Annotated in this window: 16 protein-coding genes; 7 read left to right on the plus strand and 9 right to left on the minus strand. The window is 70.5% G+C overall.

Features of this window, described 5'->3' with window-relative positions; genetic code table 11:
- Positions 1-131: 131 nt before the first annotated feature.
- From ACI2L3_RS38825 to ACI2L3_RS38845, 5 genes are all read left to right on the plus strand, one after another.
- The gene (locus ACI2L3_RS38825; RefSeq protein ID WP_404757188.1) at positions 132-737 is read left to right on the plus strand and encodes a histidine phosphatase family protein; all 606 of its coding nucleotides are present in this window, start codon (positions 132-134) and stop codon (positions 735-737) included.
- 40 nt (positions 738-777) lie between these two features.
- Complete coding sequence (locus tag ACI2L3_RS38830) at positions 778-1704, plus strand: TIGR03619 family F420-dependent LLM class oxidoreductase (RefSeq protein ID WP_404757189.1); 927 nt, start codon at positions 778-780, stop codon at positions 1702-1704.
- Positions 1705-1745: 41 nt separating this feature from the next.
- On the plus strand, positions 1746-2387 hold the full coding sequence (locus ACI2L3_RS38835; RefSeq protein WP_404757190.1) for a hypothetical protein: 642 nt from the start codon (positions 1746-1748) through the stop codon (positions 2385-2387).
- 105 nt (positions 2388-2492) lie between these two features.
- Positions 2493-2915: an acyl-CoA thioesterase gene (locus tag ACI2L3_RS38840; protein ID WP_404757191.1), complete on the plus strand. Its 423-nt coding sequence runs from the start codon at positions 2493-2495 to the stop codon at positions 2913-2915.
- 207 nt (positions 2916-3122) lie between these two features.
- Entirely contained in the window at positions 3123-3944 is an 822-nt protein-coding gene (locus tag ACI2L3_RS38845; RefSeq protein ID WP_404757192.1) for an endonuclease I family protein, read from the plus strand.
- Positions 3945-3963: 19 nt separating this feature from the next.
- On the opposite strand, the gene ACI2L3_RS38850 is transcribed toward ACI2L3_RS38845, so the two are convergent.
- Both ACI2L3_RS38850 and ACI2L3_RS38855 read right to left on the minus strand, forming a co-directional pair.
- Positions 3964-4503, minus strand: coding sequence for a hypothetical protein (locus ACI2L3_RS38850; RefSeq protein WP_404757193.1), 540 nt, complete (start codon positions 4501-4503; stop codon positions 3964-3966).
- An 84-nt stretch (positions 4504-4587) separates the two neighbouring features.
- Positions 4588-5505 (minus strand): aldo/keto reductase, encoded by a 918-nt coding sequence (locus ACI2L3_RS38855; RefSeq protein WP_404757238.1) that lies wholly within the window; start codon positions 5503-5505, stop codon positions 4588-4590.
- Between the two features lie 192 nt (positions 5506-5697).
- Here ACI2L3_RS38855 and ACI2L3_RS38860 point away from each other — a divergent pair, with 192 nt between their 5' ends.
- Together ACI2L3_RS38860 and ACI2L3_RS38865 are read left to right on the plus strand one after the other, a co-directional pair.
- Positions 5698-6336: a DNA-binding response regulator gene (locus ACI2L3_RS38860; RefSeq protein ID WP_404757194.1), complete on the plus strand. Its 639-nt coding sequence runs from the start codon at positions 5698-5700 to the stop codon at positions 6334-6336.
- A gap of 108 nt (positions 6337-6444) precedes the next feature.
- On the plus strand, positions 6445-7257 hold the full coding sequence (locus ACI2L3_RS38865) for an SAM-dependent methyltransferase (protein WP_404757195.1): 813 nt from the start codon (positions 6445-6447) through the stop codon (positions 7255-7257).
- A gap of 131 nt (positions 7258-7388) precedes the next feature.
- Here ACI2L3_RS38865 and ACI2L3_RS38870 read toward each other — a convergent pair whose 3' ends face one another.
- The 7 genes from ACI2L3_RS38870 to ACI2L3_RS38900 form a co-directional block, all read right to left on the minus strand.
- Positions 7389-7616 carry a hypothetical protein gene (locus tag ACI2L3_RS38870; protein ID WP_404757196.1) on the minus strand — a complete coding sequence of 76 codons (228 nt, stop codon included), beginning with the start codon at positions 7614-7616 and terminating at the stop codon, positions 7389-7391.
- Positions 7616-8662, minus strand: a complete 1047-nt coding sequence (locus ACI2L3_RS38875) for an SMI1/KNR4 family protein (protein WP_404757197.1) — start codon at positions 8660-8662, stop codon at positions 7616-7618. Before ACI2L3_RS38875 ends, ACI2L3_RS38870 begins: the two co-directional genes overlap by 1 nt.
- Positions 8663-8679: 17 nt before the next feature.
- Positions 8680-9276 carry a hypothetical protein gene (locus ACI2L3_RS38880; RefSeq protein ID WP_404757198.1) on the minus strand — a complete coding sequence of 199 codons (597 nt, stop codon included), beginning with the start codon at positions 9274-9276 and terminating at the stop codon, positions 8680-8682.
- A gap of 29 nt (positions 9277-9305) precedes the next feature.
- Positions 9306-10010, minus strand: a complete 705-nt coding sequence (locus ACI2L3_RS38885) for a serine hydrolase (protein ID WP_404757199.1) — start codon at positions 10008-10010, stop codon at positions 9306-9308.
- Positions 10011-10035: 25 nt separating this feature from the next.
- Positions 10036-10452 carry a contact-dependent growth inhibition system immunity protein gene (locus ACI2L3_RS38890; RefSeq protein ID WP_404757200.1) on the minus strand — a complete coding sequence of 139 codons (417 nt, stop codon included), beginning with the start codon at positions 10450-10452 and terminating at the stop codon, positions 10036-10038.
- 107 nt (positions 10453-10559) lie between these two features.
- Positions 10560-14966, minus strand: a complete 4407-nt coding sequence (locus tag ACI2L3_RS38895; protein ID WP_404757201.1) for a polymorphic toxin type 28 domain-containing protein — start codon at positions 14964-14966, stop codon at positions 10560-10562.
- A gap of 4 nt (positions 14967-14970) precedes the next feature.
- Positions 14971-15288, minus strand: coding sequence for a hypothetical protein (locus ACI2L3_RS38900; protein ID WP_404757202.1), 318 nt, complete (start codon positions 15286-15288; stop codon positions 14971-14973).
- Between the last annotated feature and the right edge of the window lie 66 nt (positions 15289-15354).

Consider the following 15354-nt stretch of genomic DNA (forward strand, 5'->3'; position numbering starts at 1 on the left):
CCGCCCCCCCCGGCCCCCGCCGCCCCCCCCCCCCCCCCCGCGCCGCGGGGGGGGGGGGGGCCCGGCGGGCCCGCCCCCCCCCCCCCCCCCCCCCCCCCCCCCACCACCGGGAGAACAGGAACGGCGCGATCATGGGTGATCTGCTCCTCGTCCGGCACGGCGAGACGGAGTGGTCCCTCTCGGGGCAGCACACCAGCTGGACGGACATCCCTCTGACGGACAACGGCAGGGAGCAGGCCCGCTCGCTGGCCCCGCTCCTCAGCAGGTTCCGGATCGGGGCGGCGTTCACCAGCCCGCGGCAGCGCTCGCTGGAGACCGCCGAGCTGGCCGGTTTCGGGTCCGCCCGGGTGGATCCCGACCTGTCGGAGTGGGAGTACGGCGCGTACGAAGGCGTCACGACCGTTGAGATCCACCGCACCCGGCCGAACTGGTACCTCTTCACCGACGGTGTCGCGCTCGGCCCGCCCGAGCACCCCGGCGAGAGCCCCGAGCAGGTCGGTGAGCGCGCCGACCGCATGCTGGCCAAGGTGGACGCGGCGCTCGCCGACAACGAGGGCAGCGTCGTGCTCTTCGCCCACAGCCACTTCCTGCGCGTCCTGGCCGCCCGCCGCCTGGGCCTGCCCGCGTCGGGCGGCTCGATGTTCCTGCTCGCCACCGGCACCGTGAGCCGGCTGAGCACGGAGCACCGGCGGCACGTGGTGGCGAGCTGGAACCTGCGCCCGCAACTGGCGAAGTGACCGTGCCCGGCCGCTGAACCGGCATTCGACAGACGCGTCGATGATCATCAAGACTGCGGTCATGCGATACGGCGTGAACCTCCTCAACTTCGGCTCCGGCACCACCCCCGACTCCCTCGTGCGGCAGGCGACCGACGCACGTGAACTCGGCTTCGAGTTCGCGATGATCTCCGACCACATCGCGGTGACCCCCGACGTCCACGAGGTCTACCCGGCGCCGTTCTACGACCAGTTCGTGCTCGCCGCGCACCTCGCGGGGCGCGTGCCGGGGCTGCGGCTCGGCACGACCATCACCGTCATCCCGTACCGGCACCCGCTGCAGACCGCGCGCCTGGCCGCCAACATCGACCGGCTCAACGACGCCGGATTCATCCTCGGCGCGGGTGTGGGCTGGTCCGCCGCCGAGTACGAGACGCTCGGCGTGCCCTTCCGCGAGCGCGGCGCGATCACCGACGAGTACCTCACCGCAATCCGCGCCGCGTGGCGCGAGGACCCGACGTCCTTCCACGGCACGTACGTCTCCTACGACGGTGTCCGCACCGCGCCCGCCCCCGCGACCAGCCCCTGCCTCCCCGTCTGGGTCGGCGGCAACTCCCCGGCGGCGCAGCGCCGCGCGGCCCGCCTCGGCGAGGGCTGGCACCCTTTCATGCCGACCCTGCCGTTGCTGACCGAGGCGCTCCCCCGCATCGCGGCGGAGGCGGAGGCCGCGGGCAGGACCGCGCCTGCCCTGGTGCCGCGGCTGCAGATCCGGCTCGGGCGGCGGCAGGACACGCCGGAGCGGCCGCTCGGCCACGGCGACGTCGACCAGATCCGCGGCGACCTGGAGACACTGGCGGGGCTCGGCGCGACGGACGTACTCCTGGACACGTACCCCGGCGCTCCCGGCGAGCGGGCGGACGCGGACGAGGACAGGCGCGTCCTGGAACTCCTGATGTCAGTGGCACAGGGCACCATCGGTAGCAGGTGACGGAACCGGCCGGGTGGCGGGCAGGGGAAGGGGTGCGTGCGGTGAAGCCTTTGACAGCCGCTCAGCGACGGATCGTCGAGGCCGCGGACCCGGAGACGGGGCGCCTCTCCGGCAGCGAGGCCCAGCTGGCGGCCCTGGTGCGGGCGCGCCTCGCCTTCCGCCATCCCCGGCCGCCGCACGCGTGTTTCCTGACGCCCGCGGGCCATCGCGTACGGGACGAGGGCACCGCCCCCGCCCCCGCCCCTGCTCCCGTGGAGCCGCCGGCCTCGGCGTCATCCGGTGTCTTCGCCGCCCGCACCGGCGCGGAGACGGAGCCGGCCGGCTCCGAGGGTCCCGCCCGCGCGCGGGAGGTCCGCAGCGCGTGGGAGGGCCTGGTGGAGCTGCGCCGCATGACCAATCCGGACGGCGCCCGGGACCGCCCGTGCGCATGGGAGCGCACGCACTTGGTGCAGGCGGCCGCCCTCGCCCTGGAGGCGGCCGGCTGCCGGCCCGCGTCCCCCGGCCACGAGGGATACCGGGTCTCCGCCACACCGCAGCCGGAGGCCGTCGCCGTGCGGGACGCGACGCCGGACGGGCTGCGGGCGTGCGGGGCGGCCCTGGAGCGGGCGGGCTGGCAGGCCGGTGAGCACGCGGAGCGGCGCGCGGGCGGGCGCTATGTGCTGGCGTCGCCGCGGAGGACGTGAGCGGGGGCCTCGTCCGCGCCGGAATGCCCGGGCCCCGCCCCCGAGTTGAACGCATCGAGCACCACCGCCCGCAGGCCAGCCAGCCAGCCATCGAAGGGAACCCCCGTGACAGAGCCCTACTCCGTGAGCGTCGGCGTCCGTGGATACGAGACGGACACTCAGGGCCACCTGAACCAGGCCGTGTACCTGCAGTACGCCGAGCACGCCCGCTGGTCACTGCTGCGCGAGGCCGGCATCGCGCAGACCGACCTGCTGGACAAGGGCGTCGGCCCGGTGGTCCTGGAGACGACCGTCCGCTACCGCAGCGAGCTGCGTGCCGGTGACGAGACCACGGTGACGTGCGCGTTCCTGTGGGGCGAGCGGAAGACGTTCGGCGTGGAGCAGACGATCACGAAGGCGGACGGCACGGTGTCCGCGACGGTCAGCTCCGTCGGCGGGCTGCTCGACCTCAAGGAGCGGCGGCTGGTGGCGGATCCGCGCGAGTACTTCAGGGCGCTGGCGACGGACCCGGCGGTGCTGGGCCTGTAACCGGCGCGGCCGGGCATCGGCCGGGCGTCGTTAGGTACATGACGTCGGGCGCGTACATGACATCGTCACCCGACCGCCCCAAATCGTTCACACGGACGTACGCACATCCGTGCCACTCTCCCGGTGGTTGAGCAATCAACTCGCGTAGACCGCGCGCTCCTTCGCACGACGCACGGCACGCGAAGCCTCCGGGAAAGGACACCCCACATGCCCGCCCCCCGCGTACGCCGCTGGAAACCCCTGGCCCTGACCGCCGCGGCGGTGCTCGCCGGCATCACCGTGCCGACCACCGCCACGGCCACCTCCGCGCCCTCCCCCTCCCCCACACTCGCCGTCGGCGCCTACGACGACACGTACTACAAGGACGCCCTCGGCAAGACGGGCCCCGAGCTCAAGTCCGCGCTGCACACGATCGTCAGCGAACAGACCAAGCTCTCGTACGACCAGGTCTGGGACGCCCTCAAGACCACGGACCAGGACCCGGCCAACAGCTCGAACGTGATCCTGCTCTACACCGGCACCTCGCGGAGCAAGAGCAGCAGCGGCGGCGACCAGGGCGACTGGAACCGCGAGCACGTCTGGGCCAAATCCCACGGCGACTTCGGCACGGCGACAGGACCCGGCACCGACATCCACCACCTGCGCCCCGAGGACGTCACGGTCAACAGCATCCGTGGCAACAAGGACTTCGACAACGGCGGCGGCGCGGTGGCCGGAGCGCCCGGCAACCTCACCGACGGCGACTCCTTCGAACCGCGCGACGCCGTCAAGGGCGACGTGGCCCGCATGATCCTCTACATGGCGGTCCGCTACGACGGCGAGAACGGCTTCCCCGACCTGGAACCCAACGACCGGGTCGACAACGGCAGCGCACCCGCCATCGGCCGCCTCTCGGTCCTCAAGCAGTGGAGCGCCGAGGACCCGCCGGACGCGTTCGAGAAGAACCGGAACCAGGTCATATTCGACAAGTTCCAGCACAACAGGAACCCGTTCATCGACCACCCGGAGTGGGTGGAAGAGGTCTGGTGACCTCTTCCTGACGTGGAGCTCATCCCACCGGTTCGTTCTTCCGCTCCTGCAACGCCGAGCGCATGAACCGGCAGCGTTCCTTGCTGCGGCGTCGCGTCCAGTGGAGCCAGCAGCAGAACGCGCCCACACCGACGGCGAAGAGGAAAGAGGCCGGCGAGCCGGTGGCCGTTCCGAGAACGAGCGCGGCCACGGCGACGAGCCCCATGGCGCCCAGCCAGTACGGAAGCCACCGCTCCGACCGCTCGAGCTGCCTCTCGTATTCGGCGACCAGGCGCCGCATCGTCGCCCGTTCGCCGGGGTCGCCCGGCACCTCACGGTGCCGGATCTTGCCGTTGAGATCGGCGACCACGTGCGGGTCCGAGCCGACGGCCCGGCTGACCCTGCGACGCTGGAAGGTCAGGCAGGCGAGGGCGGCCCCGGTGTAGATCACGCCTTGTATCAGCCAACGGACCGGGTGTGCGTCCGGCCGGAACAGTGCGGTGATACCCACACCGGGCGGGAAGAGCAGCAGTGCCTGCGCGAACAGGCTGCGTTCGAACCAACGCTTTAAGCCGTGCACGGCCGGTGCCTCCTTGGAATCGACGGGCCGGTGCTGTCGGGTTCGATTCCCCGGGTACCCCGGCCGGGCCGAGGTATGGACGGCCTAGGGCCTGGCGAGTTCGGTGCGCTCGGCAAGCTCAGCGAGTTCCGCGAGGTCTTCGGCGTCGAGCCGGAGCGCGGCCGCCGCCACGTTCTCCTCCAGATGGGCCGGGGACGACGTCCCGGGGATCGCCAGCATCGTCGGCGAGACGGCGAGCAGCCAGGCCAGGGTGACCTGAGCGGGTGTGGCGCCGTGCCGGTCGGCGACGCGCCGGAGAGCCGAGAGGTCGGGCGCTCCGGCGCCGCCGAACGGGAAGTAGGGGACGTACGCGATGCCCCGCGCCGCACACAGGTCGACCAGCTCGGCGTGGTCGCGCGTCAGCGGGCTGTACCGGTTCTGCACGGCGGCGACGGGCGCGATCTCCGCGGCCTCGGCGAACTGTCCGGGCGTGGCGCTGCTGACGCCGAGGTGCCGGATGAGGCCCTCGTCGCGCAGCGCCGCCAGCGTGGCGAAGCGGTCCTCGCCGGGGCCGTCGGTCCGCAGGAAGCGGAGGTAGACCAGGTCGAGGTGGTCGCGGCCCAGCTCGCGGAGGTTGCGGTGCACGGCCGCGCGGAGTTCCGCCGGGTCGGCGGGGTTCATCCAGCTCCCGTCCGGGAAGCGGCCGGGGCCGACCTTGGTGGCGATGACCAGGTCGTCGGGGTAGGGGTGGAGGGCCTTGCGGATGAGGTCGTTGGCCGCGATGTCCTCGTAGAAGTAGAAGGCCGCGGTGTCGATGTGGTTCACCCCGAGCTCGACCGCGCGGCGCAGCACGGCGATGCTGCGGTCGGGGTCGTGCGCGGGGCCGTCCCAGTGCGCGGAGGGCAGCCGCATGGCGCCGAATCCCATGCGCCGGACGGGGAGTTCGCCGCCGATGAGGTACTGCCCCGCCGCGCCGGCGGCCGTCGTGTCTTCCGTGGCCGTCGTGTCTTCCGTGCTCGTCATGTCTTCCGTGGTCGTCATGGGCCAGATCCTCTGCCGCGCCCCTCTCGTACGCGAACACGTGGCCACTTCCTGCCACCATTGCCCCCTTGCGCGCAGCACCGCACACTGTCACCACCATGCCGAACACTCCGATCACACCGAACGCAACCAACACAGACCAGGTCGTGTCCCTGCGGGGGCGAGCGCGAGTTGGTGCGCCGGGCCGGGGACCTGTTCACCGGGGCCCGCGAGGAGTTCCTGTGCGCGGCGGCGGACCTGGTGACGTTCTCGCCGGGTGTGAACGCCGCGTTCGCCGGGGGCCGGCGCCCGCCGCTGGAGCCGGGCGGCCTGGCGATGCGCAAGCTGTACACGGCGCGCGCGCTCGCCGACGCCCGGTCCGAGGCGCGGCTCGTGCGGATCGCCGACTCCGGGGCGCAGGTGCGGATCACGACGGCGCCGCTCGCCCACGAGGCGATCGTCATCGACCGGCGGGTGGCGATCCTCGCCGGAGCGCCGGTGCAGGGGGTACGGACGTTCACGGTGATCCGGACGCCGGTCGCGGTCGAGGGGGTCAGGGCGCTGGTGTACGCGGCGTGGGAGACGGCGACGGACCTCCACGAGTTCCGCCGGACGCGGCCTCCCGTACTGAGTGAGGAGGCGCGCCGCATCCTTCGGGCGCTGGGCGCGGGGCACACCGACGAGGTGACGGCGCGCGAGCTGGACATGTCGCTGCGCACGTACCGCAGGCGCGTGGCCGAGCTCATGGTGACGCTCGGTGCGACGTCCCGTTTCCAAGCGGGTGTGCGGGCGCGGGAGTTGGATTTCGGCATCTGGGGCGGGGTGGGCGAGTGACCGCCCCCGGGGCGGTCTAGATTGTCGCTTGATCGTTGAACGCTTGATCGTCGGACTGCCCGGTCGCGACGACGGGCGCAGGTACGTTGACGTGGCCAGGAGGCTCCCGTGTCAGATCACGACCCCCAGCTCGGCTCAGCCGCTGACATACGCGCACGCATCGACACCAGCACGCCGCACTCCGCGCGTTTCTGGAACTACTTCGTGGGCGGCAAGGACAACTACGAGAAGGACCGGGAGCTCGGGGACCACATCAAGGAGATCTTCCCCGGCCTCGTCGACGTGGCGCGCACGAGCCGCCTCTTCCTGGGCCGCGCGGTGGGCCACCTGGCGGCGGAGCGGGGTGTGCGGCAGTTCCTGGACATCGGTACGGGGCTGCCGACGGCGGACAACACGCACGAGGTCGCACAGCGTGCCGCCCCCGATTCGCGCATCGTCTACGTCGACAACGACCCGCTGGTCCTCGCCCACGCGCGGGCCCTGCTGACCAGCACGCCCGAGGGCGAGACGGCGTACATCGACGCGAACCTCTACGAGCCCGAGGCGATCCTGGCGGAGGCCGCGAAGACCCTCGACCTCTCGCAGCCGGTCGCCCTGATAATCCTCAACACGCTCGGCCACGTCGCCGACTACGACCAGGCCCGCGACCTGGTGTCCCGCCTCATGTCCGGCCTCCCCTCCGGCAGTTACCTGGTCATAAGCGACTCCACGGCCACGAGCGAGGGCATGATCGCGGCGTCGAACGAGTACAACAAGAGCGGCGCGATCCCCTACTACGTACGCGAAGTCGACCAGATCGCCGGCTTCTTCGCCGGCCTCGAACTCCTGGACCCGGGCGTCGCCCAGGTCACCCGCTGGCGCCCGGACACGGAGGACGCGACGGCGGTCGACGCGTATGGGGCGGTGGGGCGCAAGGCGTAACGGGAATCCGGGGCGTCGCGCTCCAGCCGCCGTCAGAGGCTGAGCGCGACGCCCCGGGCGTCAGGCGTGACCGTCTTCGTGGAGCGCCTCGTGCCACCTCTCCAGCAGCCCCTCGCCAGGTCGGCCGCCCGTCAAGAGCTTGCCGTCCCGGACCAGTCGACGACCCACCGGCCCTCGCGGAAGAATCCCTCCAGTGATGGGCGGTCCTCGACCCAGTAGTCGCCGCAGCCGTTCACGAACTCCGGGTCGCAGGCCAGCAGGATCAGGTAGCTGGGCGGAGAGTCGGGCAGTTCCTGGATCTTGACGTACTTTCCCGCATCGTCTCCAGAACTGATCCGTCCAACCTTCTCGAACTCCATCACGGGCTCTCCGAATTCCGCTGCCGCTTGAGCCATCGCTTCAGTGCCTCCCGTGTCTCCTGCGGTGTCTCGGGCGACGAGGCCATGCGGGTGCCGAGCTCCCGCATGGCTGGGAGGCGGTGTGGGTCTTTCAGGAGGACGCAGTCCGTCCACTCCTCGCCCTCCACCCCTCGAACGACGACGGTGCCGTCGAGGGAGAGCATCGCGAAGTCGACGTGCCCCGCCCCGCACCCGGTCACCCGCGCCTCGGCACCGGCGCCCGCGATGTCGGAGCGCCCGGTCAGGGCCACCCGCGCCCAGCGCAACGGCTCGGCGGGCACCGCTTCCCTGCCGCCGACGGCGATCAGGAACTCCGGGGCGTCCCTCGGGAAAAGCCCTTGGTCGGCGCTGAGCAAGTACCAGCCGTGGTTCACCCGTTCCGGCAGGTCGGGTTCGTCGGATTCGACACTCACGACCCATTCCTGGCCGCCGGTTTCCACGGAATCCGCGGAGAACGCGAGGCACGGCGGCATCAGCGGGACGGACACGTCCACCAGTCCCAGATAAAGCAGACCAGCCTCGGCCAGCGCATTCGCCAGTTCGGCGTCTCGCAGTCCGCGCCGCGCCAGGTCGAGGGCGACCGTGCCGAAATCCGTACCGATGTGGTCGAGTTCGGTCGGGCTGTTCGTGCCGGAGCCCCATGCGTATACCGGCGCCTCGCCGTCCGGGTTCACGCGGCTGGTGTCGAGGACGAAGTACCCGCCCATTCCGTCGGGACGGAACGCCACCAGGGGCGAAGGCAGATCTGCGGATTCCCTGAGGGCCAGAGTCTCCATGACGACTCCCAGCAACTGGCCGTCACGACGGACGATCCCATAGAACTCGTCCCCGGCCACGTCACAGTCTCCGAGCTCGCGCAAGAAGAGCTTGTACGACTCGGGGAAGGCCACACCCAGTCGCTGTTCCGCCTCCGTGACGTCTGCTTCCGAGCAGCCCCCGGCGAAGACCGACTCCTCCGGGTGGTCCCGTACGAGCCGGATGAATTGCTGCGCTTCCCTGATTCCCATGTCAGCGGCCACGCGATTCAGGAGCGGTCGCCGACGTGGAGCGCCTCGTGCCATCTCTCCACCTTGGCGAGATACGGCCCGCTCACGTCGTCGGAGCCCGCGACGTATGCGAGCCAGCGCAGTTCGTCGCAGGCGAAGAAGGACTCGCCCCAGGTGTCGGCCCAGATGCGGGCGGTGCCGTCCGGTGAACGTGTCAGGTCCCACCAGGCCCAGCCCCGGGTCTCCGACTCGGGGTCGAATTCGTACAGCCAGTCCTGGAGCCTCCAGGGCCCTCCCTTGATCGCGGAAATGTGCCGGTCCCTGCCCCTTCGCGCGAAATCCGGGGCTTCGGCGGAAACGGGTTCGCACACGGCGGCGAACCATTCCGGGACGGAGTCCTGGGGCAGCGTCTCGTCGAAGGCCTCGGTGAGGGCCAGTCCCAGTGCCGCGTCGAGTACGGCACGCAGGCGGGCCGCGTAGGCGTCGAAGGACACCGTGGGAGTGACGTCGAACCAGCACAGCACCGGCGGCGCGTCATGGGCGGAGGGGCGCCGGGCGACGCGGAGCCTCTCCTGCTCGATGTCCTCGGTCTCGTGCATCATGTCGCCGGTCTCCTCGTCAGCCTTCCTGAACAACCCGTGCAGGGTACTTGGCCACTTCCCGGTCATGGGGACGCAAAGCCGAGCGCGCAGCCGTAGCTGAACTCCGCCTCCAGGAGGTCGGTGAAGATGCCGATGGGGTCTTCCCAGCGGCCCGTCGTCCAGTCGGCGTTGGTGTCCACCGCGAGCAGGTGGGTGCCGTCGCGGGTGCCGTAGACGTACGTCCAGGAGCCGAAGAGCGCGCCGCCCATGCCCCAGACCGCCGTGCCGGAGGGCAGGGTCAGGCGGGAGACGCCGAGGCCGTAGGTGGAACGGGGGAGCCAGTTCGCCGTCTGCACCATCGTGAACATCTCGCGCTGCTGTTCCGGGCGCAGGAGCTGGCCGCCGAGCAGTGCCGCGAAGAACCGGGTGAGGTCGGTGAGGGTGGAGATCATGCCGCCCGCCGCCCAGTACGGGGTCGTCTCCAACTCCGTGACGTCGTGGACCGGGGCGTCCGGGTCGGACGAGAACAGTTTGGTGTAGTGGCGTGCGTGTGGTGTGGGGAGCGTCGGGTCTGCGCCGAGCGGTAAGGACGTGCCCGTCAGGCGGAGCGGGCGGGAGGCTCGGCAACGGCGAGTCCCTCTCTCTCCTCCCCCCTCCCCCCCGCGGCGTCGGGAGCCAGGATCACCCGTCGTCGCGGAACCCCTCGTGCCACCTGTCGTGCCCGCCCGCGGCCGGGCCGCGTACGCCCCGACGGGCACGGTCGCAGTGACGTCGAACGAGCACGGCACCGGGGTGCCGCATCATGCCGTCGCCTCACGCATCGTGTGGCCGTGCCGCGAGGAAGGCAGCGATCTCCTGCCTGACGTACCGCGAGACGTCGGTCAGGCCGGCCACGGTCTCCGCGAGGTCGCTCGCGAGTTCCGGGACCGCGGCCCAGACCTCCGGCTTCCTGGTGACGACCGCGTACAGCAGATCGTCGTCGAACCAGCCGCCTTCCGCCTGCTTCGGCGCGGTGGCCCGCAGTATCTCCACGGCCAGCGGGAGCAACCAGGGCAGCCCTACGTCCTGCCCGATCAGCCGGGCCAGCTCGTGCGGCTCCAGAGTCCCGACGGGACGGTGCCGCAGCTCGTACACGTTCCGGACCATGGGAGTCGCGTCCGCGGGCGGGGGCGGCCAGCGTCGGCCTTCCAACTCCTCCAAGGTGCTGCCGCGGTCGAAGGCCTCGGGCATCGTCGGATCCTCTCGTGCTCCCGGCCGCTGAGGCTCGGAGGCGTTGCTTCTGTGGTGCGTCTGCGGTGTTCAGGGTACGGACCGCCGGATCCGTAGCTGGATCGGCGTCACCCGTGGCCGATGGAGTTCAGGAAGCGGTTCAGCCGTTCGAGCTCGACGATGGTTTCTTTGCGCTTCCTGCTCAGCACTTCCCTGCCGCGTGGAGTGATCGTCTCCGGGGGCTTCTGCAGTTCCTTGGTCAGGATCCGCCGGATGCCCTCCAGACCATTCCTGGCCTGCTTCAAGTCGCTGATGTGATCGAAGGGCGTGCCGTCCGGTTTCCGAGCGACGACTTCGCTCCTGGCCTCGCGGCGAGCAGCGCTGTAGTGGTTGTGGTTCGGCTGGGAGTTGATGGACCCGATGGGATCTTTCTTGATGTTCTCGAGCTTCGCGATGGCGTTCTGGGCATCGTCGCGCAAGCCCAGCTCGCGGCATTCGGGCGCGAGACCCAGGGGGTCCGTCCACGTGTGGGGGTTATGAACGTACGTGTGGGGATTCGGTGCCGGAACGAGCCCGAGGGGGTCGGGGCTGAGGTAGCGGGCGGTCTCGGCATCGTAGTAGCGGAAGTAGTTGTAGTTCAGGGCGGTTTCGGAGTCGTGGTACTGCCCCGGAAATCTCAGCGGGGTGTAGGCCGTACTGTTCTCCGCCCACACGGTGCTGCCCCAGAGCGTGGAGCGGGCGCGCCACGTGACGGCCCCGTCTTCGTCGAGGAGTTCTGTGGGGGAACCGACGAGGTCCGTGACGATCGCGAAGAAACGGGCGTCGATCTCCCCCTGAGAGACTTCGTCCGAGGAGCCGTGCACGGTCTTGCCCGCCACGGCGCGCTCCCTCTGCGCGACGGGGTGCAGGTCCTGGTAATCCCAGGTGAGAGTGGTCGAGCCCGGCGCCGTGTGGGCGGTGGTGGTCTGCTCGCAGAGCGTCGTGCCGTCCCAGGTGAAGTCGGTCTGCTCCGCGACCGAGACGTCGTTCGCGGCCATGCGCTGCTTGGCGATGCGGCGGCCCAGTGGGTCGTAGAGGTAGCGCCAGAGGGTGCCGTCGGGTGTACGGACCGCGGTGAGCCGGTCCTCCGCATCCCAGGTGTAGCGCCAGGTGGCTGGTTTGCGGGACAACCGGATCTTCTGCCGGAGAACAATGCGGCCCAGCGCGTCGTGTTCATAGCGGACGGTTCCGGCGCGGGTGATGCGAGTGCCCTCGTACGTCCGGGCGCCGGTGGCGTCCGCCCCCGGATACAAGCCGGGCCAGGAGGCGTCCGTCTGGTTGCCCGCAGCGTCGTACACGTAACACTCGGACCAGTCCTCGGCCCGGACCGCGGTGACGCGCCCAGCCCGGTCGAGATCGAACCGGCGTGTGCCTTCGACGTCGTCGTCGAGGCCGACGAGGTTGCCGTCCGCACGGTAGTCGTACGCGCGCCTGCGGATCGAGCGTCCGCCGGCTCCCGTGACCGACTGGACCGTCAGCCGGCCCAGAGCGTCGAAGGTGTGTGCCACTTTGATGACGTTGCCGATGCGCCGCAGTGCCTCCTGGCCCGCCAGGTCGTACTCGAAGTCGACCGTCCGCCCACCGGAGTGCAGGGCGGTGAGGTTGCCCACCGCGTCGTAGTCGTACCCGCTGGTGGCACCGCTGGGGGTGGTGCGGCTGACTCGGCGGCCAAGGACGTCATAGCGGTACGACGTGGTCCTGCCGTTGACCGATTCCGCGAGCAGACGGCCCCCGGTGTCGTAGCGGAATTCGACGCGGGCCTGCGGAGCGACAGCCCGTGTAAGCCGTCCGGCCGGGTCGTAGGTGTAACTGGTGACGACGTCCCCGGCCGTCTGGCGCACGACCTGCCCGAGTTCGTCGAGGGCGAAGTGGGTCGTCAGGCCGAGCGCGTTGGTGCGCGCGACGAGTCTCCCCGCTGCGTCGTGACGGTAGTTGAGGGTGCGGCCGTCGAAGTCGGTTTCCGAGAGCGGGCGCCCGGCCGGGTCATACGCGTACTTCCAGTGCAGACCCTGGGGATTTGTGACCCGAGTGAGACGCAGTTCGCTGTCGTGGGTGAAGGTGTGGCGCACGCCGTCGGGTTCCGTGCGGGCGGCGAGCAGGTCGAAGTGCGTGTATTCATAGCGGGTGACCGCGCCCACCGCGTCGGTGTGGGTGGTGCAGTTTCCCTCGCTATCGTAGGTCCACGATTCGGCGCTGCCGTCGGGCATGACCCTGAGCGCCAGGTTTCCCTCGACGGTCCACTCCATGCGCGTCACGCTGCCGAGTGGGTCGGTGAGCGTGAGCGGACGCCCGAACGCGTCGCGCTCAAAGCGTGTCACCGCGCCCAGCGGATCGGTGACGCGATCCGGGAGTCCGGCCGCGTCGCTGTGCACGCGGGTCGTGTGTCCCAGCGCATCCGTGACCTTGGTCAGGTGACCGGACGTGTTGTAGGCGTAACGGGACACGGTTCCGTCGGGGGCCGTCACACCGGTGAGGTTCCCGCGCTCGTCGTACTCCCGGCGCCACTCGCTGTTCTCGCCGTCCGACACCCTGGTCGGCAGGCCGAGCTCGTTGTAGGTGGCCGTGGTCTCCCGGCCGTTCGGACGGGTCACCAGCGCCACTCGACCGTGTTCGTCGTAGCGGCAACGAGTGGTGTGCCCCAGCGCATCCGTCACCGCGGTCAGCCGCAGCTCCCCGTCCCACTCCTGCTCCGTCACGTTCCCCAACGGATCCGTCTCCCGGATCAGCCGGAACGCGTCGTTGTGCTCGTACACACGGACGTGGCCCAGTGAGTCCGTCACGTGTGTGGTGTGTGTCGCGTCCTCGTACGTGAGCGTGGAGGCGAGGGCGTTGCCCGTGCCGCCGGTGGCGGTGACTCGGCCACGGGAGTCGTACTCGTACCAGTACGTCGTGCCGTTGCGGTCGGTCCAGGAGGTGATGCGGCCCTCGGGGTCGTAGGTGTAACGCATGGGCACACCCGAGGAGTTGGTCTCCTCGGTGAGGTGGCCGGACTCGTCGTAGCCGAAGGTGAGGAGGGTGGTGCCGGGGGCGGACGGGTCGGCCGGGTCGAGGAGGCGCAGGCCCGTGATGCGGGAGTCGGTCTCGTCGCGGTCCAGGGCTATGCGGTAGCCGCCGGAGTGGGTCACCGCCGCGGGTATGTCGCCTTCGTCGTACTCGATGGTGATGCGGTTGCCGTTGCGGTCCTGGACGTACTGGAGGGGGACGTCGACCGCTTCGCCGACGGCGGCGGGGACCGGGCTGTGGAAGACCTGGACGAGGCCGCTGTCGGGGTCCGTGACGCATATCGCGCCGTCGAATCCGTCGGCCCAGGACAGGGTCAGGCGCGAGCCGGGCGTCTCGGGGGCCGCCTCGCCGGTCTCCGCGTCGGGCACGGGGAAACAGAGCCGGGCGCCGTCGGCGGCCGCGTAGACGAAGCCGTCCTCGTCGGCCTGGACGCGCTGGTCCAGGGTGGACGCCCAGGACGGGCCGAACCAGCCGCCGAAACGGTAGGAGGAGAGGTGCGTGCGCTCCAGGACCAGGGGCAGGACGCCGGGCAGACGGACGTCGGTGCGGGGCAGCACCATGTCGCCGGTCGCCACGTCGATCGGGTCGCGGACGAACTTCTTCAGCGCGTTCCGCACCGACGCGGGCAGCTTGTCGAAGCCGGGGCGGAGGGAGAGGCGCTCGAAGGAGGCGCAGTTGAGCTTCATGGCGCCGCGCAGCTTGGACAGGTCCTTGGGTTTGAGTTTGCCGAGGCCCTTGCCGAGGAGGGTGCCCAGGCTGCCGAGACCCACGCCGAGGGCCGCGCCCAGCGCCAGCGTCTCCGCCAGCTTTCCGGGGTCCTTGAAGGTCGACGGGTCCTTCAGCAGGGTGTCCAGCGCGGCGAACTTCGCGCCTTCGCCCGCCATCTTGCCGACCCGCGCGATCGTCTTGATCTCCTTGAGGGCCTTCAGGGCCCGGCGCAGACCGCGGATGACCTCGAGGACCGCGCGGATGGTGCGGGCCATCGCCGAGCCCGCGTGTTCGATCCGGCCGATCAGGGCCATGGCCTTCGCGAAACGCGCGCCTGCCGCGAGGCTGCCGACGACCGCAGAGGCGCCGCCGGTGAGGACGGAGAGCGCCAGGCCCGCCATCTCCACCTCGATGATCTCGACGATGATGACGTTGAGTTCGGTGAGCAGCTCGTGCGCCTCGTCGGCGTACTTGTCGAGGGCGTCCGCGCCGTCGCGCAGCGAGTCCGCCATCTTCGTCGCCTGTGAACGGGTCTTCTTGGCCCGCTTGTTGAAGGCGGTTGCGGTCTTGCCCTCCCAGGTCACGTCCCGCAGCGCGGCTTCGGCGTCCTTGACGGAGGCGTCCACGGCCTTGGCGAGGGAGCGCCACTTCTTGGCGATCTCCCTGACTCCGTCCGGGTCCACGGCCGGGTCGGAGATCCCCAGGAACTCCATCATGCTGGCCATGTTGTCGCCGGCCATGTGGTTGAACTTGTTGATGTAGTGGAGAGGGTTGAGGTCGACCACGGGCTCAGCCGCTCTGCTTCTTGCCGCGTGCGGCGGCTTCGAGCAGCACGTCGAGGACGTCGAACGCCTCGGAGAGGTCGGTCATCAGCTTCGCCTCGCCGTGCCACTCGTCGACGAGGTCCGCCGCGACCTCGGCGAGCGTCTCCATGCCCTCGCGCACGTCGTCGGTCGCGCTCATCAGCGCACCGAGCGCGCCCAGCGCCGACAGGTCGTGCGAGGCCGCCTTGAAATCATGCAGCGGCTTTGCGATGTGATGCGGCGCCTTGCGCAGCAGCGGCGCCGCCTTCGCTATCGACTCCGAGTCCTTGCCCAGGTCTCCCACGGCCGCGTGTCCCCCGATACGTCCTGATACTGCGCGTTGCGATGTGCACAAGCCAACGGCAGACAG

This window comes from Streptomyces sp. NPDC029674, assembly GCF_044903205.1.
In the GTDB taxonomy this organism is placed as follows: Bacteria; Actinomycetota; Actinomycetes; order Streptomycetales; family Streptomycetaceae; genus Streptomyces.

Coding starts and splice junctions, on each gene's coding strand:
- ACI2L3_RS38890 (WP_404757200.1), bottom strand. CDS start 10,452: ATGCCCGAGGCCTTCGACCGCGGCAGCACCTTGGAGGAGTTGGAAGGC.
- ACI2L3_RS38830 (WP_404757189.1), top strand. CDS start 778: ATGATCATCAAGACTGCGGTCATGCGATACGGCGTGAACCTCCTCAAC.
- ACI2L3_RS38855 (WP_404757238.1), bottom strand. CDS start 5,505: ATGACGAGCACGGAAGACACGACGGCCACGGAAGACACGACGGCCGCC.
- ACI2L3_RS38825 (WP_404757188.1), top strand. CDS start 132: ATGGGTGATCTGCTCCTCGTCCGGCACGGCGAGACGGAGTGGTCCCTC.
- ACI2L3_RS38875 (WP_404757197.1), bottom strand. CDS start 8,662: ATGGGAATCAGGGAAGCGCAGCAATTCATCCGGCTCGTACGGGACCAC.
- ACI2L3_RS38845 (WP_404757192.1), top strand. CDS start 3,123: ATGCCCGCCCCCCGCGTACGCCGCTGGAAACCCCTGGCCCTGACCGCC.
- ACI2L3_RS38870 (WP_404757196.1), bottom strand. CDS start 7,616: ATGGAGTTCGAGAAGGTTGGACGGATCAGTTCTGGAGACGATGCGGGA.